Source organism: Streptomyces sp. NPDC086077, assembly GCF_040686175.1.
Taxonomy (GTDB): Bacteria; Actinomycetota; Actinomycetes; order Streptomycetales; family Streptomycetaceae; genus Streptomyces.
The window spans coordinates 48,372-71,394 of the sequence record NZ_JBFBJT010000013.1 but is presented as its reverse complement, the minus strand read 5'-3'; the positions used below and the strand labels follow the sequence as shown (position 1 = coordinate 71,394).

At 72.7% G+C, this 23,023-nt stretch carries 17 protein-coding genes, 1 tRNA gene and 3 pseudogenes; 11 read left to right on the top strand and 10 right to left on the bottom strand.

What is annotated here, in order from left to right; genetic code table 11:
- Nucleotides 1-249: 249 nt before the first annotated feature.
- Complete coding sequence (locus AB0O67_RS06440; RefSeq protein ID WP_365446780.1) at nucleotides 250-534, bottom strand: hypothetical protein; 285 nt, start codon at nucleotides 532-534, stop codon at nucleotides 250-252.
- Between the two features lie 3 nt (nucleotides 535-537).
- Nucleotides 538-3,966: a S8 family serine peptidase gene (locus AB0O67_RS06435; RefSeq protein WP_365446812.1), complete on the bottom strand. Its 3,429-nt coding sequence runs from the start codon at nucleotides 3,964-3,966 to the stop codon at nucleotides 538-540.
- A 230-nt stretch (nucleotides 3,967-4,196) separates the two neighbouring features.
- On the opposite strand from AB0O67_RS06435, the gene AB0O67_RS06430 reads away from it, so the two are divergent.
- Nucleotides 4,197-4,688, top strand: a complete 492-nt coding sequence (locus AB0O67_RS06430) for a flavin reductase (RefSeq protein WP_365446778.1) — start codon at nucleotides 4,197-4,199, stop codon at nucleotides 4,686-4,688.
- 61 nt (nucleotides 4,689-4,749) lie between these two features.
- Here the strand turns inward: AB0O67_RS06430 and AB0O67_RS06425 are convergent, their stop codons facing one another.
- On the bottom strand, nucleotides 4,750-5,709 hold the full coding sequence (locus AB0O67_RS06425; RefSeq protein WP_365446776.1) for a LysR family transcriptional regulator: 960 nt from the start codon (nucleotides 5,707-5,709) through the stop codon (nucleotides 4,750-4,752).
- A gap of 136 nt (nucleotides 5,710-5,845) precedes the next feature.
- Here AB0O67_RS06425 and AB0O67_RS06420 point away from each other — a divergent pair, with 136 nt between their 5' ends.
- On the top strand, nucleotides 5,846-7,093 hold the full coding sequence (locus AB0O67_RS06420) for an MFS transporter (protein ID WP_365446774.1): 1,248 nt from the start codon (nucleotides 5,846-5,848) through the stop codon (nucleotides 7,091-7,093).
- Between the two features lie 30 nt (nucleotides 7,094-7,123).
- Here AB0O67_RS06420 and AB0O67_RS06415 read toward each other — a convergent pair.
- The 5 genes and pseudogenes from AB0O67_RS06415 to AB0O67_RS06395 all read right to left on the bottom strand — a co-directional run bounded on the left by AB0O67_RS06415 (nucleotide 7,124) and on the right by AB0O67_RS06395 (nucleotide 11,270).
- Nucleotides 7,124-7,911 (bottom strand): annotated as a pseudogene (locus AB0O67_RS06415) (endo alpha-1,4 polygalactosaminidase).
- Nucleotides 7,908-8,570 (bottom strand): spherulation-specific family 4 protein, encoded by a 663-nt coding sequence (locus AB0O67_RS06410; protein ID WP_365446772.1) that lies wholly within the window; start codon nucleotides 8,568-8,570, stop codon nucleotides 7,908-7,910. The pseudogene AB0O67_RS06415 and the gene AB0O67_RS06410 overlap by 4 nt, the downstream one beginning before the upstream one ends.
- Nucleotides 8,567-9,493 (bottom strand): NAD(P)-dependent oxidoreductase, encoded by a 927-nt coding sequence (locus AB0O67_RS06405; protein WP_365446770.1) that lies wholly within the window; start codon nucleotides 9,491-9,493, stop codon nucleotides 8,567-8,569. The genes AB0O67_RS06410 and AB0O67_RS06405 overlap by 4 nt, the downstream gene beginning before the upstream one ends.
- 6 nt (nucleotides 9,494-9,499) lie before the next feature.
- A pseudogene (locus AB0O67_RS06400) lies at nucleotides 9,500-9,688 on the bottom strand (nucleotidyltransferase family protein); the annotation flags it as partial.
- A 97-nt stretch (nucleotides 9,689-9,785) separates the two neighbouring features.
- Entirely contained in the window at nucleotides 9,786-11,270 is a 1,485-nt protein-coding gene (locus AB0O67_RS06395) for a SpoIIE family protein phosphatase (RefSeq protein ID WP_365446768.1), read from the bottom strand.
- A 334-nt stretch (nucleotides 11,271-11,604) separates the two neighbouring features.
- Between AB0O67_RS06395 and AB0O67_RS06390 the strand changes: the two genes are divergently transcribed.
- From AB0O67_RS06390 to fdh, 7 genes are all read left to right on the top strand, one after another.
- Nucleotides 11,605-12,318, top strand: coding sequence for an SDR family oxidoreductase (locus AB0O67_RS06390; protein ID WP_365446766.1), 714 nt, complete (start codon nucleotides 11,605-11,607; stop codon nucleotides 12,316-12,318).
- 75 nt (nucleotides 12,319-12,393) lie between these two features.
- Nucleotides 12,394-12,708: a hypothetical protein gene (locus AB0O67_RS06385; RefSeq protein WP_365446764.1), complete on the top strand. Its 315-nt coding sequence runs from the start codon at nucleotides 12,394-12,396 to the stop codon at nucleotides 12,706-12,708.
- A gap of 84 nt (nucleotides 12,709-12,792) precedes the next feature.
- The gene (locus AB0O67_RS06380) at nucleotides 12,793-13,254 is read left to right on the top strand and encodes an MSMEG_6728 family protein (protein WP_365446762.1); all 462 of its coding nucleotides are present in this window, start codon (nucleotides 12,793-12,795) and stop codon (nucleotides 13,252-13,254) included.
- Nucleotides 13,255-13,907: 653 nt separating this feature from the next.
- Nucleotides 13,908-14,879 carry an SDR family NAD(P)-dependent oxidoreductase gene (locus AB0O67_RS06375; protein WP_365446760.1) on the top strand — a complete coding sequence of 324 codons (972 nt, stop codon included), beginning with the start codon at nucleotides 13,908-13,910 and terminating at the stop codon, nucleotides 14,877-14,879.
- 341 nt (nucleotides 14,880-15,220) lie between these two features.
- Nucleotides 15,221-16,141, top strand: a complete 921-nt coding sequence (locus tag AB0O67_RS06370; RefSeq protein ID WP_365446810.1) for a 4Fe-4S dicluster domain-containing protein — start codon at nucleotides 15,221-15,223, stop codon at nucleotides 16,139-16,141.
- Nucleotides 16,142-16,161: 20 nt separating this feature from the next.
- Nucleotides 16,162-17,208 (top strand): NrfD/PsrC family molybdoenzyme membrane anchor subunit, encoded by a 1,047-nt coding sequence (gene nrfD, locus AB0O67_RS06365; RefSeq protein ID WP_365446808.1) that lies wholly within the window; start codon nucleotides 16,162-16,164, stop codon nucleotides 17,206-17,208.
- A gap of 152 nt (nucleotides 17,209-17,360) precedes the next feature.
- Nucleotides 17,361-20,621: a formate dehydrogenase gene (fdh, locus tag AB0O67_RS06360; protein ID WP_365446758.1), complete on the top strand. Its 3,261-nt coding sequence runs from the start codon at nucleotides 17,361-17,363 to the stop codon at nucleotides 20,619-20,621.
- Nucleotides 20,622-20,667: 46 nt separating this feature from the next.
- On the opposite strand, the gene selD is transcribed toward fdh, so the two are convergent.
- The gene (gene selD / locus AB0O67_RS06355; protein WP_365446756.1) at nucleotides 20,668-21,690 is read right to left on the bottom strand and encodes a selenide, water dikinase SelD; all 1,023 of its coding nucleotides are present in this window, start codon (nucleotides 21,688-21,690) and stop codon (nucleotides 20,668-20,670) included.
- 52 nt (nucleotides 21,691-21,742) lie between these two features.
- Here selD and AB0O67_RS06350 point away from each other — a divergent pair.
- A tRNA-Sec gene (locus AB0O67_RS06350) sits at nucleotides 21,743-21,835 on the top strand.
- A gap of 83 nt (nucleotides 21,836-21,918) precedes the next feature.
- On the opposite strand, the pseudogene AB0O67_RS06345 reads toward AB0O67_RS06350, so the two are convergent.
- Nucleotides 21,919-22,461, bottom strand: a pseudogene (locus AB0O67_RS06345) (selenocysteine-specific translation elongation factor); the annotation flags it as partial.
- Between AB0O67_RS06345 and AB0O67_RS06340 the strand changes: the two are divergent.
- Nucleotides 22,357-22,953 carry a hypothetical protein gene (locus tag AB0O67_RS06340; protein ID WP_365446754.1) on the top strand — a complete coding sequence of 199 codons (597 nt, stop codon included), beginning with the start codon at nucleotides 22,357-22,359 and terminating at the stop codon, nucleotides 22,951-22,953. The pseudogene AB0O67_RS06345 and the gene AB0O67_RS06340 sit on opposite strands and share 105 nt — an antisense overlap.
- Nucleotides 22,954-23,023 lie beyond the last annotated feature (70 nt).

Genomic DNA, 23,023 nt, shown 5'->3' with positions numbered 1-23,023 from the left:
CGACGACACAGCGGATCCTCGCGTCACGCGCCGCCGACGCGACCACGTCGAGGTCGACGGCTGCGCGGGTCCCGGCGGCGGTGACGGTGGTGAGACCACGGCGCGGCGCTTCCGGCGCCGCCAACTAAATTGCGCTCCGGTTCGTCCGTCGGCCGACCGCGGGCGGCCGCGAGGCGCGCTGCCGGCCGCGACGCCGACGGGCGGGGCCGCCGGCTGCGGTCCCGCCCGTGTGGGTGTTGCTCGGTGACGTCAGCGCAGGCCGAAGGCCCGGGTGATCGTCTGTGAGACGGTGTTGTCGGCGCTGTCCCGGGCGGTGACCCGGAGGCTGGCGAAGGCCGCGGTCCTGGGGGCCTTGAGGCTCGTGCGCCATCCGTCACCGTGACGGTCCAGGTCGGACCGGTGCCAGGTCGTCCCGTCGTCGTAGGAGACCTCGACGGAGAGCTTCCCGATGGTGGCCGTCGGGCCCGGCAGATGGGAGGCCGTCACCGTCAGCTCGGCGCGTCGGTCCGCCCGTCCCGCTTTGTCGGTGTCCACGTCTTAGTCGAGCTGGATCAGCGGCAGGGCTTCGACCGACTCGGTGCCGCTGACCGCGGAGGTGAAGTTCCACTCGGTCGACGTGTGCGTCGAGTACGGGTGTTCCCAGGCGCCGCGGTCGTTGTCGACCACCAGCCGGTAGGGCAGGCGCTCCGGGGCGAGTTCGGGAGTCGTGAGGCGCTCGGCGTTGCCCCAGTCGAGCTCGCGGTCACCCTGGTGCAGCGACACCCGGTTGACCGCGTCGTAGTTGCCGTAGGCGTCTCCGACGTGGCCGGCGCCGGAGTCGCCCCAGCCCGGCGCGGGGATGTACATCGTGTCGAGGTAGCGCACCGGCTGGGAGCCGCGCGCGCTCATCCGGGGCCGCTGGATGGGCCCGAACCAGTTGACCTCACTGCTCTTCCGGGGCGCGTAGCGCAGGATGTCGATCGACTCCTGTCCGGTCTCCCCGACGACGATGGCCGCCTCCACCCAGTCGGCGCCGGCGGTGACCCAGTCGGTCCGCTCCCCCTGGGCGGGCGTCATGAGCTGGTTTCCGGCCGTCCAGCCCTCCCAGAGGTCGTAGCGGAACTCGTTGGCCTTGGCGGGCCGGGGGTTGCGGAAGGAGACGTCCACCCGGGCCAGTTCGTGCGGCCGCACGGGCCAGGTCGGGTCCGCCGGGACCGCGCCGGTCCAGTGGTGCACCACGTCGTAGAGGTAGTCGGTGGTGGGATGCGACGTCACCTTCAGCGCGACCGGGCCGCGCCGCAGCCGCTCGATCAGGTCGGCGCCCTGGTCGGCGTCGAGTGTCGCCACCGTCAGCGGGGCCGGGCTCGCCGGGCCGTGGGGGTGCTCGTCCCAGGGCTGCAGCCGGCCGATGCCGTCGTTGACGACCACGAGGAGCCGCGCGCCCGCCGCGGCGGCGGCCTCCGCCTGCTCCCGGATCTCAACGGTGTCGCCGCGCCGCACCACGACGGCCTTGCCGCGCACGTCGTGCCGGGCCAGTGCCCCGGCCGTCCCCTCGTCGGCGAAGACCGCCTTCAGTGTCCTGGTGCCGGCCGGGAGCGGCTGGGCCGCGCGCTTGACCAGTGGGTCGTCGTAGGTCCGCGTCCCGGTGCCCACGGTCAGCGCCGGCTGCTCCAGGCGGAAGCGGGCACCGAAGTCGAAGGCGCCGTCGGTGACCTTCCTGCCGGTCGGCAGCGCCCAGATGCTGTCGTAGGACGGGTTGGGCAGCATGGAGGTCGCGAACAGGCTGTCGCTGAAGGACCGTTGGACGTCCAGCCGGGGTGCGACGGCAGTGGTCTGCTTCGGGACGCGCGCGAGGATCTGGCGGGCCTTGCGGCCGTCCAGGGTGACCGTGCGGTCCTGGTCGAGCAGCACGTCGTTGAAGGCGAGCAGCGCCATGCCCAGCGAGTGGGGTCCCTCCGCTCCCTGTACGTCGGCGACCAGCCATCCGTTGTAGCTGCCCTCGGGCAGCCGGGCGGTGCCGGTGCCGGACGCGTCGAGATCCAGGACCTCGAAGCGGCCCTCGGAGAGGAGGTAGACCCGGCCGGTCAGCGGCTTGCCCGAACGGTCCTTGGCGACCAGGGTCAGATTCTGTCGCCGTCCCTCCCTGGCACCACCGATCAGGGTGCGGGCCCGGACCTCACCGGCACCGTCCGTGGCGGTGATCATGCCGCTGAGGGGCTGGTCGGCCGGCAGCCGTGCCAGGTCCGCGGTGAGGGAGACCGAGGTGGTGCCGTGGGCGGGCACCGTGATCCGGCCCTCGGAGAGGGCGAACAGCCCCGCCGGGGCGGTGGCGGCGTCGATCGCGAGGTCCAGGGCGACCGGGGTGTCGCCGACGTTGGTGTACGTCACCTTCTGGACGTCGGTCTCTCCCGGCTTCGCGGGCCAGGTGTGGAAGCCGGAGTAGGCGCTGACGGTCGCGAAGACCGAGGCACGCACCGCCGCCGCGGCGTCGAGCCGGCCGGCACCCGCCTGGTACGGCGTGTACGCCGGGGTGGCTTCGGCGCTGCTGACCAGTGCCTCCTTCAGGCGCGCGCCGGTCCAGTCCGGGTGCGCGGCGGCCAGCAGCGCGGCGGCACCGGCGACGTGCGGTGTCGCCATCGACGTGCCGCTCATCGTGGTGTAGTGGCCCGTGCCGCCCCGCTGGTAGTGGGTGCGCGCCGCCAGGATGTCGACGCCGGGCGCGGTGATCTCGGGCTTCAGGCCGGCGTCGCCGTCACGCGGCCCCTGGCTGGAGAACTCGGCGAGCCGGTCCGCGGAGTCGACGGCGCCCACGGTCAGCGCGGAGTCCGCGGCGCCGGGACTGGTGACGGACTTCGGGCCGCCGTTGCCCGCGGCGACGACGAACAGGGCGCCCGTCTCGCGGCTGAGCCGGTCGACGGCCTCGCTCATCGGGTCGGTGTGGTCTCCGCCGCCGCCCAGGCTCATGTTGACGATCTTGGCCTGCTGGTCCCGGGCGGCCCATTCCATGCCCGCGATGATCCAGGACTCCTGGCCCCGGCCCTCGTTGTCGAGAACCTTGCCGATGCCCAGGCGGGCGCCGGGGGCGACGCCCCGCTCCTTGCCTTCGGAGGCGCTGCCGGTGCCGGCGATCGTCGAGGCGACGTGCGTGCCGTGACCGTGGTAGTCGGTGACGTCCGTCTCGTAGGGGACGAAGTTGGCGCCGGCGTCGATCTGTTCGGCGAGGTCGGGGTGTTCGGGGTCCACGCCGGTGTCGAGGACCGCGACCTTCACGTCCTTGCCGGTGTTGCCCTTCTCCCAGACCTGCGGCGCGCCGATCTGCGCGGTCGACTCCGACAGGTCGGCCTGCACCCTGCCGTCGAGCCACACCTTGGCGATGCCGTTCGTGAAGGCGGGCTTCGCGCCACGGTCCGTCGCGGAGCCCTTGTCGCCGGTGAGCGCGGCCCAGAACGCCGTGGCCTTCTCGCGGTTCTGGGCGAGGGCGGCGCCCTGCATGCCGTTCAGCCGGCGGACGACCGTCGCGCCCGCCACCGTCGGCCGGGTCCGGGACCTGGCCGCGGCGTCGGTGTAGCGCACGATGAGCGGCAGCCGTTCGGCGTGCGCGTCGTCGTAGCCGTCGGCTATCAGCTGCGTCACGTTGAACAGCCGCTTGTCGAGCTTTCCGGCGCTGACGTAGGGCAGGACGGAGTCGGGGTAGACGTACGTCGCGCCGTCGAGGACGGCCCGGTGGTAGCCGCTGGTGGTTCCGTCGGCGCCTTCGAAGGACCGGATGACGGTGCCGTCGGCGGCGGTGCCGATGGTGACCTTGTCACCTGTGATCAGCGTGACGGTGTGTGTGCTGCCGTTGCCGGGTGACCGTTGTGCGGTACCGGCGGGCGGCACGGCACCGGCCGGGTGCCCGGGTACGGCGGTGGCGGCCGGTACGGCCCCGAGTACCAGGGCTGTGACCGCGCCGAGCGCGAGCAGCCCGGGTCTGGGGATGGGAACCATGCGCAAGGGGACTCCTCGGACTCTTGTGAAGAGTGGAAGACCCTGATCGTCCGGCCGCCCCCGGCCGTGCTCAAGGGTCGGGTGGCGTCGCGGTTGTGCCATGGCGCAGTTGCGACGCGGGGGATCCAGTGACGTCGGGCGAGTTCGGGGCACACAGAGGGCGTACTTCCCGAGTGATCGACCGATGGCCGTCGAGCGGAACGGGCCGGGGAGACAGGAGGGGCCTGAACATGCCGGACATGGACGCTTTCACCGACCGGCTCGATCCCGACATGTGCGTGGTGACCGCCGTGGCGGGCGGCGAACGCGCCGGATGCCTCGTCGGGTTCGCCTCGCAGTGCTCTCTGCGCCCGGTGCGCTTCGTGGTGTGGCTGTCCGAGGCCAACCGCACCTTCCGGGTGGCGCGGTCCGCGCAGTTCCTGGCCGTCCATCTGCTGGCCCGGGAGCAGTTGGGGCTGGCCGAGGTCTTCGGCGGGCGGACCGGCGACGACGGGGACGACAAGTTCCGGGACGTCCGATGGCGACAGGGGCACGTCGGCACCGTCGTCCTGGAGGACGCCGAGGCGTGGTTCGTCGGTCAGGTGGTGGGGCGGGTCGGCGGAGGCGATCACATCGGGTTCGTCCTCGACCCGGTCGAGTGGGGCGTACGGGAGGACTCCGGCGGACCGCTGCTCCGGCTCAGCGACGCCCACGGCATCGACCCCGGGCATCCCGTGGACTGATTCCACTCCCCCGAGCGACTTCCCGTCGATGGGGGCACGGCGAGCGTGGACGCGGCGTCGTTCAGCGCGCCGGCACCCGGTCCGGCGTCCAGTCCGGCGTCCAGTCCGGCGTCCAGGTCCCGGCGGCGTCGTGGCCGGCCGCCGTGGCGGCGAGGTGGGCGCGGAGGGTGGCCAGCGCCGGGTGCGGGTTGTCCCGGTGCCAGAGGAGCGAGTGCGGGTAGACGGGCGTCGGGTCGGTCACCGGGATCCGGCGCAGGCCGTGGCCGGCGGGCCAGACGAGGCGGGTGTGGCCGCCCATGAAGGTGGCCAGGGCCGGGGTGTCGGCGATGGTGTCGAGGAGCGCGTCGGAGCCGAAGTTGGGGCCGGTCGCCTCGATGGTCAGTCCGAACTCGGCGACGAGGTCGTCGTAGTAGGCGGCCCACTCGGTTCCGGGGACGATGCCGGGCATCCAGATCCGGTGCCCGGCGAGCTCGGTGAGGGTCACCGACCGGGCGCCCGCCAGCGCGTGCGCGGGGCCGGTGAGGATGTGGAGCGGCTCGTCCAGCACCCGGACGGAGTCGATGTCCTCGGGCAGCGGCCGGCCGGGAGCGGCGACGGCACGGAAGGACGCGTCGATCGCACCGGACCGGACGGCGGCGACGGCCGTCTCGATGTCCAACAGCATCACCACGTCGAGCTCCATCTCGGGGTACGCCCGGTGGAAGCCGCGCATCAGGCCCGACGCCGCGCCGCGCGAGGCGATGATGTCGACGCGCAGCGGACGGCGGCCGGTGCGCACGGAGGCGACCGCGCGCTCGGCGACACGCAGGAGTTCGCGCGCGTGGGGCAGGAACGCCTGCCCGTCGATGGTCAGTTCGGCGCCGCGCGGGGTTCGGGTGAACAGGCGCACTCCGAGGTTGCGCTCCAGCGTGGCGATGCGCTTGGAGACGGCCTGCTGGGTGACCGCGAGCTCGGTCGCGGCCTCCTGGAACTGCCCCGCGTCGGCGGCGGCGACGAACGTCCGGACGGTGTCGAGGTCCATACCGGCACCCTATGGTCACAACCATTGGTTGTGACTGCGCGGCCAGGGGGTTGTTTGACCCCTGGTCATGGCGCTCGCTTGGATGCTTCCGGTCGCGGATCGGTTGTGAGCAGTGCGATGGCGAGGAGCGTCGGTCATGGGGAGCGGGCACCGGCTGGGGCGGCGGTTCGGGTGGCTGTGGGGCGCGTACGGGGCCGGAGCGCTCGGCACGTGGCTCGCCTTCGGCGCGTTCCCGCTGATCGCCATCCAGGTGCTGCACGCCGGACCGGCCGAGGTCGCCGCGCTCTCCTCCGTGGGGGCCGCGGTGGGCGCCGCCGTGGCGGTGCCGCTCGGTGCGTGGGTGGAGTTCCGCCGCAAGCGGCACGTGCTGATCGCGATGGACCTGGTGCGGTGCGCCGCGCTGCTGACGGTCCCCACCGCGTTCGCGCTCGGCGTGCTCACCTTCCTTCAGCTGCTGCTGGTCTCGGTGGTCGTCGCGGCGGCCGACATCACGTTCCGCGCCGCCTCCGGCGCGTACCTGAAGACGTTGCTGCCGGCCGAGGACCTGCTCGTCGCCAACGCCCGGTTCGAGTCCACGGCCTGGACGACCACGATCATCGGGCCGCCGCTGGGCGGCGCGGCGATCGGGTTCCTCGGTCCGGTGGCCACGGTGGTGGCCGACGCCGTCAGCTACCTGGTCTCGGCCCTCGGCATCCGCGCGATCGGAGGACACGAGCCGCCGCCCGAGCGCCCGGAGAGCGCGCGCCTGAGAGCCGGTGACCTGCTCGACGGCTGGCGGTACATCCTCGGCGACGCCACGCTGCGTCCGCTCTTCCTCAACACCGCCTTGTTCAACGGGCTGGTGATGGCCACCTCGCCGCTGCTGGCCGTTCTGATGCTCGGCCGCCTCGGGTTCGCGCCGTGGCAGTACGGCCTCGCCTTCGCCGCGCCTTCGATCGGCGGGCTGCTCGGTTCCCGGCTGGCCGGGCCGCTCGTCACCCGGTTCGGGCAGCACCAAGTCCTGGTCGCGTCCGGGGCGCTGCGCGCGATCTGGCCCGTCGGCCTGGCCTTCCTGGGGCCGGGCACCGGCGGACTGCTCCTGGTGATGGGCGTCGAGCTCGGGCTCATCCTCTGTTGCGGGGTCTTCAACCCCGTCCACGCCACCTACCGCCTCCAGCGCACCGCGACCGACCGGGTCACCCGCACGCTGTCCGCCTGGGCGGTGACGACCAAGGCCTCGACCGCGCTCCTGACGGCCGTCTGGGGCTTACTGGGCGGCCTGCTCGGCCCGCGTACCGCGATCGGCCTGGCCGGCGTGCTCCTGCTGGCGACTCCGCTGCTGCTCCCCCGTCGCGCGGCAGCGCCGTCCTGCGAGCCGGAGCCCGCACCGGGCCGCGGCCGGTGAGGGTCGCGGCGCGGCAGCTCGTGACCGCGGTCAGCACGGTTTGCGCCAGGTGCCCAGTTCCGGCTTCTTGAGCATCGACGACAACCGCAGCTCCCGTGCCTGCGGGCAGAAACTGCCCGTGGGCTCCGCGTACTCCACGTGGAAGACCGCCTTGCCCGACGCGACGAAGGGTTCGAGGAGTGCGCACTCGTCGTACTGGGCGCACTCCTCGTTGACCGCGAAGTCGAAGTGGTCGAGGAGTTGGGGGATCTGGGCCAGTCGTTCTTGAGGCCCACGGCCAGGCCGCGCTCGTGGGCGATCTCGGCGATCATGCGGTTGTAGCGCAGCTGGTCGTTCGCCGTCAGGGGGAATCCGGTGTCGTTGGCGTAGCCCTCCACCAGGTCCGGTTCCACCGCGTCGAAGCCCTTGTCGCGGCACATGTCGAACCGACGTTCCATGAGGGGCCGCAGGACCGCTACCTGGCGGATGTCGAGCCAGCGTTCGCCGTGCCAGCCGTTCGGCCCGCCCAGCACGGAGCGGGGGAAGGCCTTCCGGTCGGGGCGGTAGTCCTCCCAGGCGCCGACGTTGATGTAGCAGATCACCTTGCGGCCGTCCCGGTGCAGCCCGGCTACGTCGGCGGCGCCGTTCTCAAAGCCGTCGATGTCGTAGACGGGCACGTCGACGGACGGGTCGACCTTGCCGTCGAGCTGCCACTGCCAGGTGAGTCCGGGGCGCGGTTGCCACAGCGCGCGTGGCGTGCGGTCGGGCTCGCCGGAGCAGGCGGCGAGGGTGGCCAGGAGCAGCAGCACGGCCGTGAACGCCGCTGCCGGCCGCCTCATCGGTCCGCCTCGGTCAGTGCGGGGGTCAGCCGGGACCAGGGGTTGGGCGGCTCCCCCGTCACCGGCCCGCACACCGCCGCGCCCCGCTGGGTCGCGGTGCGCACGGCGAGCGGGACGAGCGGGGCGGGCACCCCGTAGACCAGGTGGCAGAGCCGTTCGGGCGGCTGCCGCTCGGTCCATGACGGGCGGCCGAACGCCGAGACGTACGTGGACCAGTGGCCCTCGAAGGTGACGGTCAGGTCGGCGAGCGCCACGTAACCGGGGGCGGGGTGGACCCCCGGGTTGAGGACCACGGTCGAGATGCCCAGCTTGCGAAGGGAGCGCACCAGCCGGCGGCAGGCCGGCAACCCGTCCGGGCCCGCCGTCGTCTGGTCGAGGAAGCAGCCGTCCGCGGCGTACCACTTCTGGTGCCGGCGCGCATCGGCGACGACCTGCGCCGGGTCGCGCGCCCCGTAGTCCGTGTCGACGTAGCCGAGCAGCCGGGCCCCCGCCGCGCGCAGCGCCTCCGCGGCGGCGAGGAACGCCGGATCCAAGGCCTCGCCGGGCCCGTTCGCGGGGTTGAGCACGACCGCGTAGGTGCGGGCGGCGCAAGTGATGAGGCGGTGCCACGCGGCCGGGTCCTCGGCCGGATGGACATAGAGCGGAATCAGCAGGCTCACGGCGCCGGTACCCCTTCGGGGCGCGCGGACCGGGCGCCCACCGCCGCCCACAGCGCCGTCAGTGACGCGTCAAGGGAGTGGGACGGCCGCCAGCCGAGGGCGTCGCGGGCGGCGGTGATGTCGGAGCACTGCCACGACACCCGCGCGGACCGCGCGGACCCGCCCCCGCCCGCTTCGGCGATCCGGCCCCGGAAGCCGGCCGCTGTCGCCAGCCGCCGCACCAGTTCGCGCACCGGGATGGCCTCACCACCTCCGACGTCGAGGATGGGCGGAAGCGGTCCCACGGCGGTGGCCGCGAGCTCCGCCGCCCTGGCCACGTCGCGTACGTCCACGAAGTCGCGGTGCGCCGACAGATCGCCGAGCCGCAGCGTCGCGTCCGGATCGCGCCCGGCGTCGGCGAGCAGCGCGGCGACCCGGCCGGGGAGCCCGGTGGACGGGGCCCCCGGCCCCACCGGGTTCCCCACCCTCAGCACCACCGCGTCCAGGCCCGACGCGGTCACCGCCACCGTGCCCGCCAGCTTGGTCGCACCGTAGGGCGCGGCAGGGCTGGTCGGGTCGGACTCCGTCACCCGCAGGCCGGGGGTACCGGGGCCGTACTCGGCGGCCGAGCCGAGATGGACCAGTCGGGCGGCGGGAGCCGCCGCGCGCAGTGCGGCGCACAGTGCGGCGGGGCCACGCGCGTTGACCTCCGCGAGGGTCACCGCGTCCCCCCCGGTCGCTCCCGCGCAGTTGACGACGACGGCGGGCGCGGCCGCCGCCAGCGCCTCGGCCAGGTCGCGCGGGCCGCCGCGGGCGAGGTCGACGGTGACGTCGGCGTCGGGTGAGCGGCCGCCGACGAGCAGCCGCGTGCCCGGGAGGACACGCAGCCGGTCGACGACGTGACCGCCCAGGTAGCCGGTGGCGCCGAGGACGAGGATGCGCATCAGTGCTCAGGCTCCTTTGAGCAGCAGCGACTTGCGGCTGGTGAACTCCGCGTTGGCCCGGTCGTAGTCGTCGGGGCGCCCGATGTCCAGCCAGTAGCCGTCGAACTCGTAGGCGTACGGCGGCCGTTGTGCGGCGAGCAGGTCCAGCACCAGTTCGTCGAAGCCCAGCGGCAGCCCGGGGGTGTAGCCGTCGAGGGGATCGCGTCGCGGCATCCGAGGGGCCGGACACGGCTGGTGCACGCCGGTTGATCTCGGTCAGTTGTGCGGTTTCCGGCCTTGCCGCTGGTGCGGCTCAACCGGCCCGGGCGATGAGCAGGGCCACGTCGTCGTGGTCCCCTCCGGCTCGCAGAATGCGCAGGAGCTGGTCGCAGGTGGTGTCCAGCGGGCGGGTGGGGTCGTCCAGGACGGCGAGGAGCACCTCCAGGCAGGCGTCGATCGGCTGGTCACGCCGCTCGACGAGGCCGTCGGTGTAGAGGACGAGCTGATCGCCCGGCTCGAAGTCGAAGGAGGTGGAGTCGAAGCGAATGCCGCAGCCGCCCAGGGGCGCGCCGGTGGGCAGGTCGAGGAGTTCACAGACGCCGTCCGCGTGCAGGAGCGCGGGTGGGAGGTGCCCGGCGAGGGAGACGCGGCATTGCGCCGTGCCGGGATCGAAGACGGCATAGACGCAGGTCGCGAGGGTTTCGAGATCGTCGGTGATGTGGTCGAGGTGATGCAGGACCTGGGCGGGCGGCAGATCGAGGTCGGCCAGGGTCCTTGTGGCGGTGCGTAGCTGTCCCATGGCCGCCGCGGCCGTGACGCCGCTGCCCATGACGTCGCCGACGACCAGTGCGGTCTTGTCGCCGGCCAGGGGAATGACGTCGAACCAGTCTCCGCCGATCTCGACGGTGGCCTGCGCGGGACGGTAGCGATAGGCGACGTCGAGACCGGGGCGCTGCGGAGGGGGGTGCGGCAGGAGGCTGCGCTGGAGGGTGAGGGCCGTGCGGCGTTGCTCCTCGACGGCGCGGTGCCGGTCGGTGACGTCCACGCTGGAGGTGGCCACCCCCAGCACCGTCCCGTTGGGGGCTTCCAACCGGTAGAACGAGACCGACCAGGCGTGCTCGTTGTCCGGGTCGGCCGCCGTACGGCCCACGGTGTACTGGTCCAGGATCGGAATCCCGGTGGCCAGCACCGCGCGCATGGACCCTTCGAAGGACTGGTCCAGGAAGGGCAGCACCTCGCTGACGTGCCGACCGACATGCCGCGTGGCCGGCACGCCGTTCATCCGTTCCTCCGCGGGATTGACGGAGATGTACCGGAGGTCGGTGTCGAGCATGGCCAGTCCGATCGGCGACTGGGACACCAGTTGGTCGGACAGGGAGAGGTTGCGCTCCACCTGTGCCAGCGTCGCCTGGTCCGCGGCCAGTCCCAGCGCGTAGTAGTCACGCTGCTCGTCCAGCAGCCGCATGTTGCGGAACTCCACAAGGCGCCTGCTGCCGTCCTTGTGCCGGATGGGGAAGACCCCGGCCCAGCTCTCACCGTCGTCCATGACCTGGGCGAACAGCCCCAGCACTGTCTCCAGGTCAGCGTCGTCGATCAGCAGCTGGCCGGCGTACTGCCCCAGGGCCTCCTCGGCGCTGTAGCCGAAGAGGGTCTCGGCCTGGGGGCTCCAGAGATCGATCCTGCCGTGGGAGTCCAGGAGGACGGCGGCCACGTTCAGCACGTCCAGCAGGCCACCCGTCCCGGCCGCAACCACACCCGACGCGCCGGGACGACCCCGGAGGGGTTCGGTTGCACCCATACCCCAGGCTCCTTTCGGCCTCCGATCGGCCTGCCGGACCGGACCACGGGCCGACTCCCCCCACTACGGCCACTCCATCGTCCCTCGCCGCCACCTGTGCGCGCACGCCAGCCGTGCGAGCCGGGGCGGGACGGGTGGCCGTGCCTCACGGCATCCACCTGGACGTGGTTCGACCGGATGACTTCCCATCGCGGTCTACACGACGAGAGACGGAAGCACGTCTTCCATCTCACACAGCCCGCGCCCCTCCCCGCTTTACAAATACTCGACCGGTCATCTACGTTAGACGAACGGTCGGTTATCGGCCGGTCCACTCCCCTCCCGAGAGGCCATCATGAGCAGTCAGGCACAGAAGGTCGCCGTCATCACCGGTGCGTCGCAGGGCATCGGTGCCGGGCTAGTCACCGCCTACCGCAAGCTGGGCTACGCCGTCGTCGCCACCTCACGCGGCATCGCCCCTTCGCAGGACGCCGACGTCCTCACCGTCCAGGGAGACATCGCCGACCGTGACACCGCCGAACGCGTCATCGCGGCCGGCGTGGAGCGGTTCGGCCGTATCGACACGCTCGTCAACAACGCGGGGATCTTCCTCTCCAAGCCGTTCACCGAGTTCACCAAGGAGGACTACGACGCGGTCCTGGGCGTGAACGTCGACGGCTTCTTCCGCATCAGCCAGCTCGCGGTCGAGCAGATGCTCAAGCAGGGTGGCGGCCACCTCGTTCAGATCACCACCAGCCTGGTCGAGCACCCCAGCTCCGCAGTGCCGTCCGTGCTCGCGTCCCTGTCCAAGGGCGGGCTGCAGGCCGCCACCAAGGCACTGGCCATCGAGTACGCCTCCCGCGGCATCCGCGCCAACGCCGTGGCCCTGGGCACGATCAAGACTCCCATGCACCCCGAGGAGCACCACGAGACGCTTGCCGCCATGCACCCCGTGGGTCGCATGGGCGAGGTCGCCGACATCACCGATGCGGTCCTCTACCTGGAGAACGCGCCTTTCGTCACCGGCGCGATCCTGCCCGTCGACGGTGGCCAGACGGCCGGGCACTGACCCGGGCGGCTCCGATGCGGTGGTGGCACGCCGCCGCACGGGTCTCATCCCTTCCGCGCCGAGGAGGTCGATCAGGTGCGCTCCAGCGGTGTGCCGCTCGGAGTCAACCTCTTCGTGCCCAGCCCGTTGCCGGGCGGACGGGCGGAGTTCCGGCGCTACTCCCGGACCATCGCACCCGAGGGCCAGGCGCACGATGTCGACCTCGTCACCGCCGGTCCCGTCGAGGACGACGACCACTTCACGATGTCCTCGCCCGCCGGCAGGACGCCTTCGACGGTTGGGTACGGACCCGGCCGAGGCCTGTGGCGCCCGGTCGGGGAACGGCGCAGCTTCGGCGTGTGGCGCGCCGCCGACGAGGCGAACTCACGCGGCGCAGGCACCGCTGCGTGAAAATGGGTAGTGCCCGCCGCCCGAAGTGAGCGCGGCCGCCCCAGGGGGCGCACCCCGCCCCTCCCCCACCTCAGGACGACGCTCATGCAGACGTTCCTGCCCGATCCGGACTTCCGGCGCTCCGCGCTGCTGCTCGACCGTCGCCGCCTGGGTAAGCAGCGGGTCGAGGCCCTCCAGGTGCTGCGGGGCCTGACCGTTCCGGGGTACGGCTGGCGCAGGCACCCGGCCGTGCGCATGTGGAACGGGTACGAGGAGGCGCTGGTCCGGTACGGACTGGAGGTCTGCCGGGTGTGGCGCGAGCAGGGGCACCAGGACAGCTGTGCCGCCTCGCTCGTCGCCGGATTCGGCGCGGAGCGGCCGGGCGCCCAGGTGCGGACCCAGTCCGCTCTCGCGGCCGCCGGGGAACTCCCGCCCTGGCTGGGCGACGCCGCCTTTCACCTCAGTCACCGCTCCGCGCTCGTGCGCAAGGACCCGGTGTCGTACGCGGACGCGTTCCCCGGCGTTCCGGACGATCTGCCCTACGTGTGGCCACAGTCCGACCGGTAGGGCGGGGACGCGGCGGCCTGCGGACCGTGGTCCGGCGGCGTGCGGTCGAGACGGCCGCAGCCCGGTCGGTGGGTTTCCGGGCGGCGGCGACACCGACCTCGTCGAGTTCAGCGTCGTGAGGATCACGAAGCCGATCACCATCCAGTACCTAGGCCGTCCGGTAGCCGATCGAGATGCCGGAGTGGCCGACCCCGGTGGTAGTTGCCGGCCTCGGCGAAGCGGCCGAAGACGGCGATGAGCAGCGGCTTGCGGTGCTCCCGGAACAGGACCACGTTCCGGCCCGCGGCGGACTCCCGTCACGGTACGTGACCGTCTCCGCTTTCGCTTTGCGAAATCGACGCGCCCCTGAACGCGAAGCAACCCCGGTCGGCGAGGCCACCGGCCGGGGCTGTACACAGACGTGGTCGTGAAGGGCGGTCGCCTCCGCGGCGAGAGGCTCCGCGAGGCTTCAGCCGAACGATCTTCCTCGCGGGCGATGGGTGAGGCACGGGGCCACTGTTCCCTTCACCACCACAATGGCTTCAACCACGCGGCGTCGGCGGTTGTTCCCAGGGCCTGTACGGCCGCCACCGACGCCTCGTTCGAGGCCTGTACGGACCAGGGCCGCGGGCCGCGTTTGACTTCGAGGGCACTCGAATTCGTAGCGTGCGGTCATGAGCGACAGCACAACACCCCAGCACAAGCTCGGCTCGGGTTTCGGCGCCCGGAGCACCGCGGACGACGTCCTGGCGGGCATCGACCTCACGGGCCGGCTCGCCCTGGTGACCGGCGGCTACTCGGGCATCGGCGTCGAGACCACGCGCGCGTTGGCGAAGGCCGGCGCCCGGGTCGTCGTCCCGGCCCGCCGGGTCGGCGCGGCGCGGGAGAACCTGGCCGGGATCGACGGTGTCGAGGTGGACGAACTGGACCTCGCCGACCTGGACAGCGTGCGCGCCTTCGCCGAGCGGTTCCTCGCCTCGAGCCGGACCCTGGACGTCGTCATCGACAGCGCGGCGGTCATGGCCTGCCCCGAGACCCGGGTGGGGCCGGGCTGGGAGGCCCAGTTCGCCACCAACCACCTGGGCCACTTCGCCCTCGTCAACCGCCTCTGGCCTGCGATCGAGCCGGGCGGCGCCCGCGTCGTCGCGGTCTCCTCGGCCGGTCACCACCGCTCGCCCGTCCGCTGGGACGACGTCCACTGGCGGCACGACTACGACAAGTGGGAGGCGTACGGCCAGGCGAAGACGGCGAACGCGCTGTTCGCCGTGCATCTCGACCGGCTCGGCCGGGAGCGGGGCGTGCGGGCCTTCTCGCTGCACCCCGGTGGCATCCTCACCCCGCTTCAGCGGCATCTGACGAAGCAGGAGATGGTCGAGCGGGGCTGGATCGACGACGACGGCAAGCCGCTGCACCCCGAGGCGTTCAAGACTCCGCAGCAGGGCGCGGCCACGCAGGTGTGGGCGGCGACCTCCCCCCAGCTGAACGGCATGGGCGGCGTCTACCTGGAGGACTGCGACATCGCCGAGCCCGCCCCGGCGGATGGCTCCCGGGTGGGGGTCAAGGAGTGGGCCACGGACCCTGAGCAGGCCGCCCGCCTGTGGGCGCTGTCCGCCGAGCTGACCGGCGTGGACGCGTTCGCCGCCTGAGAGGTGCCGTCGCAGGTGCGGCACGGCGGCCGCCCTGCCGTCGCGGACCGCGACGCCGCCGAACGGGCGTGCCCGGGCTGCGGGCAGCGCGGCACCGAGGTCTCCTGGAGACAGGACTGCCCGGTCGGCGGTGTCGAGGACGCGCGGCCACCGCGTGCGTGACGAGTCACCGTCGAGGGCACACGAGACGCAGGTGTGACGCCGCTTCCGTGAGCACCACCTCGGGAACGCGTTCAGCCACAGGAGGCCGACGAGTCGTGAACGAGGAGGTCCCGGGCATGACGGACGACAGCACCGCACGCACGGCGGGGACAGGCGAGGGTGCGACTCACGGCGGCCGGATGTCCGGTCCGCAGGCCGACGTGGTGAGGGCGGCCGGGTACACCGATCCTCCACCGCGCGTGGGCTTCTTCACCGACAGTTCCGTGTGCATCGGCTGCAAGGCATGCGAGGTGGCGTGCAAGGAGTGGAACGCCATCCCGGAGGACGGCCTGGAACTGACCGGCATGTCCTACGACAACACCCAGGGGCTCGGCGCCAGCACCTGGCGGCACGTGGCCTTCATCGAGCAGCGCAAGCCGCTGGGCGGGCAGGAACCGGGCATCGGCCACGAGGACGTCGACGTCTTCACGGCCGCCGGGAACCTGGGCGTCTCCCCCTCCCCCGTCTCTTCTGTCGCACCCGACGGGCGGACCGAACTGCGCTGGCTGATGTCCTCCGACGTCTGCAAGCACTGCACGCACGCGGCCTGCCTCGACGTGTGCCCGACCGGGTCGCTGTTCCGCACCGAGTTCGGCACGGTGGTCGTCCAGGAGGACATCTGCAACGGCTGCGGCTACTGCATTCCGGCCTGCCCGTACGGCGTCATCGACCAGCGCGTCGACGACGGCCGCGCCTGGAAGTGCACCATGTGCTACGACCGCCTCGGCGTCGGCATGGAACCGGCCTGCGCGAAAGCGTGCCCCACCGACTCCATCCAGTTCGGCCCTCTGGACCAACTGCGGGAGCGGGCGGCGGCCCGGGTCACGCAGCTGCACGCGGCCGGCGTCACGGACGCGCGCCTGTACGGCGAGGACCCGCGGGACGGCGTCGGAGGAGACGGCGCGTTCTTCCTGCTGCTGGACGAACCGGAGGTCTACGGGCTGCCACCCGACCCCGTCGTCACCACCCGGGATCTGCCCGCCATGTGGCGGCACGCCGGGGCGGCCGCGGCGTCGCTCGCCGCACTGGCCGTCGTCAGTTTCGCCAGGAGGCCGCGATGAGCCGTTTCCTCAGGAGGCCGATGAGCGGGTCCGACGTCACCCGGGACGGGATGGAAGGCGCACGCCCCGGACGCGACGCCCTCACCGGGGCCCGGGCCGGGCGCCGGCGGCGCCGCCGCAGGCGTGGCGAGCAGGCGATGGTGCCCGACGCGAAGTTCTCCTCGTACTACGGCAAACCGGTCCTGAACAAGCCGACGTGGAAGCCGCTGGACATCGCGGGCTACCTCTACCTCGGCGGACTCGCCGGGGCGTCCTCGCTGCTGGCCGCCGGTGGCCAGGCCACGGGCCGCCCGGGGCTGGCCCGCGCGGCGAAACTGGGCGCGTCCGGAGCGATCTCGCTGTCCCTGGCGGCGCTCGTGCACGACCTGGGGCGTCCCGCCCGGTTCCTCCACATGCTCCGCGTCTTCAAGCCCACCTCCCCCATGAACCTGGGTTCGTGGCTGCTGGCGGGCTACGCACCGCTCACGTTCGCCGCCGCTGCCACCGATGTCGCCGGCCGCTACCGGATCGTCGGTGCCGCCGCCACGGGCGGCGCGGCGGCGCTCGGCCCGGCCGTCGCCACGTACACCGCTGTGCTGTTGTCCGACACGGCGGTGCCGTCGTGGCACGAGGGTCACCGCGAGATGCCTTTCGTCTTCGCGGGTTCGGCCGCCACCGCCGCGGCCGGGCTCGCCCTGGTCTGCGCGCCGTTCCGGGAGACCGGGCCCGCGCGCCGGCTGGCGTTGCTCGGCGCGGGGCTGGAACTGGGTGCCTTCCGGCTGATGAAGCGGCGCATGGGGCTGGCCGCCGAGCCGTACGACCAGGGAAAGCAGCACTGGCAGTTGCGTTCGGCGGAGGTGCTCACGGCAGGCGGTGCGGCGCTGGCGGCGTACGCGGACGGCCGGGGCCGGGCGACCGGGCGGGCCCGGCTGCTGGCCACGGTGGCCGGTGCGGCTCTGCTGGCCGGTTCGGCAGCTCTGCGGTCCGGTGTGTTCCACGCCGGCGTGGCCTCTGCGGAGGACCCGAAGTACACCGTCGTACCCCAGCGGGAGCGGCTGGAGGCGCGGGCACGGTCCGACGGCCACTGACCGCGGCCCGAGGGCCCGCGTTTCGGCGTGGGGCCCCCGGGTACTCCGCCCCCTGCCGCGGATGCCGTGCCCGCCCGCCTGCGGGAAAATCGGCAGCAGAGGGCGCGAAGGACGAAGCGGCAGAGGGCGGACGAGAGAGGAGGGCGGACGACATGGGCGTGCGCACATGGATCGACTCCTGGCCGGTCTACCGCCAGCTCAAGGGGACGGATCCCCTGGGCCGCGGGGCCGCCGCCATGAGCGGCACCAGCGCGCGGCTCACGCCCCGGGTGGCGTCGGCGGACCGCATGGTGAAGTCGATCTGCCCGTACTGCGCCGTGGGCTGCGGGCAGAACGTGTACGTCCAGGACGGGCGGGTCACGCAGATCGAGGGCGACCCCGACTCCCCCATCTCCCGCGGGCGCCTGTGTCCCAAGGGCTCGGCCAGCCTCCAGCTGACCACCGGAAGCGCCCGCGAGCACCATGTCCTTTACCGGCGTCCGCACGGCACCGGGTGGGAACGCCTCGACCTCGACACGGCCATGGACATGATCGCGAACCGGGTCATCGAGGCCCGCCGGGCAGGCTGGCAGTGGGAGGTCGACGAGAACCGCACCCGGCGCACGCTCGGCATCGCCAGCCTGGGCGGGGCCACGCTGGACAACGAGGAGAACTACCTCATCAAGAAGTTGTTCACCGCCCTGGGAGCTGTCCAGATCGAGAACCAGGCGCGCATTTGACACTCCTCCACCGTTCCCAGTCTGGGAACCTCGTTCGGCCGCGGCGGCGCGACCACCTTCCAGCAGGACCTGCAGAACTCCGACTGCATCGTCATCCAGGGTTCGAACATGGCCGAGTGCCATCCGGTCGGGTTCCAGTGGGTGATGGAGGCGAAGGCCCGGGGCGCGAAGGTGATCCACGTCGACCCGCGCTTCACCCGGACCAGCGCGCTGGCCGACGTCCACGTGCCGCTGCGCGCGGGCTCGGACATCGCCTTCCTCGGCGGGATCATCAACTACGTCCTGGACAACGACAAGTACTTCCGTGACTACGTGGTGGCCTACACCAACGGCCCCGCCCTCCTGCGCGAGGACTTCCGCGACACCGAGGACCTCGACGGCGTCTTCTCCGGCCTCGACCCCGAGACCCGCAGCTACGACAACAGCAGCTGGCAGTACGCCGGTGCGGAGTTCCAGGCGGCCTCGGGCGGGCGGGACCAGGAGTTCGCCAAGCGCACCGGCGACAGCAGCGCGGTCACGGAGGCGGCGCGCGGCGAGGCCCACGGCTCGGGCGGCGCGGACGTGGGCGAGGGCGCACCCGAACGCGACGAGACGCTCACCCATCCGCGCTGCGTCTTCCAGGTCCTCAAGCGGCACTACGCCCGCTACACCCCCGAGATGGTCGAGGCGATCTGCGGCGTCCCGCAGCACCTGTTCCGCCAGGTGTGCGAGCTGGTCACCGAGAACTCCGGACGGGACCGCACCACCGCCTTCGCCTACGCGGTCGGCTGGACGCAGCACACCGTGGGCGTCCAGTACATCCGCGGGGCCGCCGTGCTGCAGAGCCTGCTGGGCAACATCGGCCGGCCCGGCGGTGGCATCCTCGCCCTGCGCGGGCACGCCTCCATCCAGGGGTCGACGGACATCCCGACGCTGTTCAACCTGCTGCCCGGCTACATCCCGATGCCGCACGCCCACCATCAGCAGGACCTGGACACCTTCGTGCGGGCCGACGCGGCCCGTAAGGGCTACTGGGGCAACATGCGGTCGTATCTGGTCAGCCTGCTCAAGGCGTACTGGGGTGAGGCCGCGACCGCCGACAACGACTTCTGCTTCGACTACCTGCCGCGCCTGACCGGCTCCCACTCCACCTACGAGACGGTCATGGCGCAGCTGGACGGCACCTGCAAGGGCTACTTCCTGATGGGCGAGAACCCCTCGGTGGGATCCGCCGACGGGAAGATGCAGCGCCTGGGCATGGCCAACCTGGACTGGCTCGTCGTACGGGACTTCTCCCTCATCGAGTCGGCCACCTGGTGGCAGGACGGCCCGGAGATCGAGACGGGTGAGCTGCGCACCGAGGACATCCGCACCGAGGTGTTCTTCCTGCCGGCCGCCGCGCACACCGAGAAGGACGGCACCTTCACCAACACCCAGCGCCTGCTGCAGTGGCACCACCAGGCCGTCGAACCGCCCGGCGAGGCGCGCAGCGACCTGTGGTTCACCTACCACCTCGGGCGGATCATCCGGCAGAAGCTCGCCGCCTCCACCGACGCCATGGACCGGCCCGTGCTGGACCTCACCTGGGACTACCCGACGAAGGGCGAGATCGCCGAGCCGGACGCCGAGGCGGTCCTCGCCGAGATCAACGGCCATGACGCCGAGGGCAACCCGTTGGCCTCGTACGAGGAGCTGAGCGACGACGGCTCCACGGCCTGCGGCTGCTGGATCTACTGCGGGGTCTACGCCGACGGCGTCAACCAGGCCGCCCGCCGCAAGCCGGGTGAGCAGCAGAACTGGGTGGCGAACGAGTGGGGCTGGGCCTGGCCCGCCAACCGGCGCATCCTGTACAACCGCGCCTCGGCCGATCCGGACGGCAGGCCGTGGAGCGAACGCAAGGCGCTGGTGTGGTGGGACGCGGAACGGGGCGAGTGGACCGGTCACGACGTCGCCGACTTCGAGAAGGACAAGTCCCCCGACCACCGGCCGCCGGACGGCGCGACCGGGCCCGAGGCCCTCTCGGGCACCGACCCGTTCATCATGCAGGGCGACGGCAAGGCCTGGCTGTACGTACCCTCCGGGCTCACCGACGGCCCGTTGCCCGCGCACTACGAGCCGCAGGACTCGCCGTTCCCGAACCTGCTGTACGGCCGGCAGCGCAACCCGGTACGGCATCTGCTGCCGCCGCACCCGGACAACCGCTACCAGCCCAGCGGCGACGAGCCCGGCTCGGACGTGTTCCCGTTCGTCGCCACCACCTATCGGCTCACCGAACACCACACCGCGGGAGGCATGTCCCGCTGGCAGCCGTATCTGGCCGAGCTGCAGCCGGAGTTCTTCTGCGAGGTCTCCCCCGAACTGGCCGCCGGGCGCGGCCTGGAGCACACCGGGTGGGCGACGATCGTCAGCGCCCGGGGCGTGATCGAGGCGCGCGTGCTGGTCACGGACCGGGTGCCGCCCCTGACCGTGCACGGGCGTCCCCTCCACCAGGTCGGCCTGCCCTACCACTGGGGTACGAGCGGCTACAGCACCGGGGACGCCGCCAACGAGTTGCTGCACATGGCCCTCGACCCGAACACCCACATCCAGGAGACGAAGGCGTTCGCCGTCGACATCCGGCCGGGGCGCCGGCCCAGGGGCCCGGCCGCCGTGCAGCTGGTGCGCGAGTACCGGGCTCGGGCCGGGATCGACGACCGGACGGGCACGGAGCTCTGACCGGCTCCGGTCCTCGTCCGGTCCTCGTCAGGCGCTCTGCTCGTCCTCAGGCCAGGACGACCGAGTGTTCCCGGAGCGGGACGAGTTCTCCCACCACCGGGGCTCCGGGCACCTCCCCCGCCACCAGCAGCCCGCCCGAGGTCTGCGCGTCGGCCAGGAGCAGCCGGGTGTCGTCGTCCGCGTGCCCGAAGTCCGTGAACGGCGCGACCCACTCCAGGTTCCGCCGCGTACCGCCGCTGACGTAGCCGTCCCGGACCGCCTCCCGCGCCCCGTCGAGGTACGGCACGGCGGCGGTGTCGACCACGGCGGTCACGCCGGAGGTGCGGGCCAGCTTGTGCAGGTGACCGAGGAAGCCGAAGCCGGTGACGTCGGTGGCGCAGGTCGCGCCGCCCTCCAGGGCGGCGACCGACGCGTCGCGGTTGAGCGCCACCATCGTGGCCACCGCCTGTTCGAACCACTCGCCGGTGGTCTTGTGACGGTTGTTCAGCACGCCCAGGCCGAGGGGCTTGGTCAGCGACAGCGGCATGCCCGGCCGGCCCGCGTCGTTGCGCAGCAGGCGCGCCGGATCGGCCAGGCCGGTGACGGCCATGCCGTACTTGGGCTCGGGGTCGTCCACGCTGTGCCCGCCCCCCACATGGCAGCCGGCCTCGGTGGCGATGTCGAGCCCGCCGCGCAACACCTCGCGGGCGAGGTCGAACGGCAACACGTCGCGCGGCCAAGCCAGGAGATTGACGGCGACGAGCGGACGGCCGCCCATCGCGTACACGTCGGAGAGCGCGTTGGCCGCGGCGATGCGTCCCCAGTCGTACGGGTCGTCCACGACGGGCGTGAAGAAGTCCGCCGTGGACACCACCGCCCGGGTCGAGGCACCGCCATCGGCGGGGAGGGTGACGACGGCCGCGTCGTCCCCGGTGGCCAGCCCGACCAGGAGCGTGCCGTCGCTCGCGGTCGCCGGCCGCGTCAGCCCGCTGAGTACGTCCTCCAGCTCGCCGGGCGGGATCTTGCAGGCACAGCCGCCGCCGTGAGCGAACTGTGTGAGCCGCACGGGAGCTTCATGTGTGGTGGTCATGCCGGGTCCTCCGGGTCGTCGGTCTGGCCCTCCGGTAGCCTGGGCGGGCGATGGAGGCGTGTGGGTGCCTGGTGGCCCTCCCGGTCTTCAAAACCGAGGTGTCCGAGGATCTCGGGCAGGCGGGTTCGATTCCCGTCCGCCTCCGCTCTCCGCGTCCGCACGGCAACGCCGGCGCTGATCGTCCACGCGTTCCGTGTGCCCCCGGGCGTCCAGGAACTCCAGCAGCGGTACGGCCACCCGGCGTGTGGTGTCGAGTGCTCGCCGGGCCTCGCTGAGGGTGAACGGCTGCGGCAGCCGGCGCAGTACGGCGGCCGCGCGGACGTCGGCGTCCGGCAGCAGCACGATCCCGTCGCCGACCCGCAGCAGCGCGCCCGCCGCGACCGCTGCCGCGAGGGTCTTGCGCGTGAGCCCCAGTTCGGCCAGCCGGCCCGCCTCCGGGGCGCGGAACGGGGTTCGCCCCAGCTCTCCCCGTAGGGCCTCGACGGCCACCCGGACCTGCGGCGGCAGCGTGGGCCGGGGGTCTCCGGGTCCGTACAACCGCCCCTGGCCGCCGCGCAGGTTCCCCGATGTCCCGGCGAGCGCGTCGACGAGGGACCGGTCCGGCAGGCCGAGCAGCCGGCGTGCCGCCTCGGTGGGCAGGCCGGGCTCCAGCGGGTGCTCGGCGGCATGGCGTTCGACCACGGCCTCCAGGCGGTCCCGCAGTGCCGTCCAGTGGGCCGCGTCGGCCAGCCAGTCACCGACGACCGGCGCGGCGGGGGCGGGTACCCCCATCGCCGCCAGCTCGGAGCCACGGACGAGCCTGCGCCGCCGCAGCTCCGCCGCGCCGTCCGGCCGGCCGGTCATGTCCGCCAGTACGGCCGCCCTGGCCCGGGCGGCCCCGCGCCGGGTGAGCCGGGGCGGTCGTACGTCCAGGACGGTCGTCCCGCACGGCGGGCGCCGACCGCCCGGTTCGCGCAGCACGGCGCGGTCGCCCACCCGCAGGGGAAGCGCGCGGGTCAGGGTCAGCCTGGCCGTGTCCGGGCCGAGCGGGCGGACGGTCACCGGCACCGCGGCGGCGCCGATGTGGAGGGTGAGCGTCCGGGGCAGGTCGTCGACCGGCGCTCCGCAGACCCGCGCGTCGATCAGGTCGGTGAGCAGCCAGCGGTCCGGGGTCAGCAACACCTGGCCGCGGTTCAGCACGCCCTCGGCTGCGCCGTGCACGTTGACCGCCACGCGCGCCACCCCGCTGACGGCGGAGACGTCCTCGTGCAGGCACTGCAGTGAGCGCACCCGGAGGGCGGTCGTGCCGTCCCCCGCCACCAGCCGGTCGCCGACGCGGAGGGTGCCCGCGCCC

What these genes read in the sequence shown, in the direction of transcription:
- AB0O67_RS06420 (WP_365446774.1), top strand. Translation starts at nt 5,846, where the DNA reads ATGGGGAGCGGGCACCGGCTGGGGCGGCGGTTCGGGTGGCTGTGGGGC.
- AB0O67_RS06380 (WP_365446762.1), top strand. Translation starts at nt 12,793, where the DNA reads ATGCAGACGTTCCTGCCCGATCCGGACTTCCGGCGCTCCGCGCTGCTG.
- AB0O67_RS06430 (WP_365446778.1), top strand. Translation starts at nt 4,197, where the DNA reads ATGCCGGACATGGACGCTTTCACCGACCGGCTCGATCCCGACATGTGC.
- AB0O67_RS06435 (WP_365446812.1), bottom strand. Translation starts at nt 3,966, where the DNA reads ATGGTTCCCATCCCCAGACCCGGGCTGCTCGCGCTCGGCGCGGTCACA.
- AB0O67_RS06395 (WP_365446768.1), bottom strand. Translation starts at nt 11,270, where the DNA reads ATGGGTGCAACCGAACCCCTCCGGGGTCGTCCCGGCGCGTCGGGTGTG.
- AB0O67_RS06340 (WP_365446754.1), top strand. Translation starts at nt 22,357, where the DNA reads ATGGCGTTCGACCACGGCCTCCAGGCGGTCCCGCAGTGCCGTCCAGTG.
- AB0O67_RS06390 (WP_365446766.1), top strand. Translation starts at nt 11,605, where the DNA reads ATGAGCAGTCAGGCACAGAAGGTCGCCGTCATCACCGGTGCGTCGCAG.
- AB0O67_RS06370 (WP_365446810.1), top strand. Translation starts at nt 15,221, where the DNA reads ATGTCCGGTCCGCAGGCCGACGTGGTGAGGGCGGCCGGGTACACCGAT.
- AB0O67_RS06425 (WP_365446776.1), bottom strand. Translation starts at nt 5,709, where the DNA reads ATGGACCTCGACACCGTCCGGACGTTCGTCGCCGCCGCCGACGCGGGG.
- nrfD (WP_365446808.1), top strand. Translation starts at nt 16,162, where the DNA reads ATGAGCGGGTCCGACGTCACCCGGGACGGGATGGAAGGCGCACGCCCC.
- AB0O67_RS06375 (WP_365446760.1), top strand. Translation starts at nt 13,908, where the DNA reads ATGAGCGACAGCACAACACCCCAGCACAAGCTCGGCTCGGGTTTCGGC.
- selD (WP_365446756.1), bottom strand. Translation starts at nt 21,690, where the DNA reads ATGACCACCACACATGAAGCTCCCGTGCGGCTCACACAGTTCGCTCAC.
- AB0O67_RS06405 (WP_365446770.1), bottom strand. Translation starts at nt 9,493, where the DNA reads ATGCGCATCCTCGTCCTCGGCGCCACCGGCTACCTGGGCGGTCACGTC.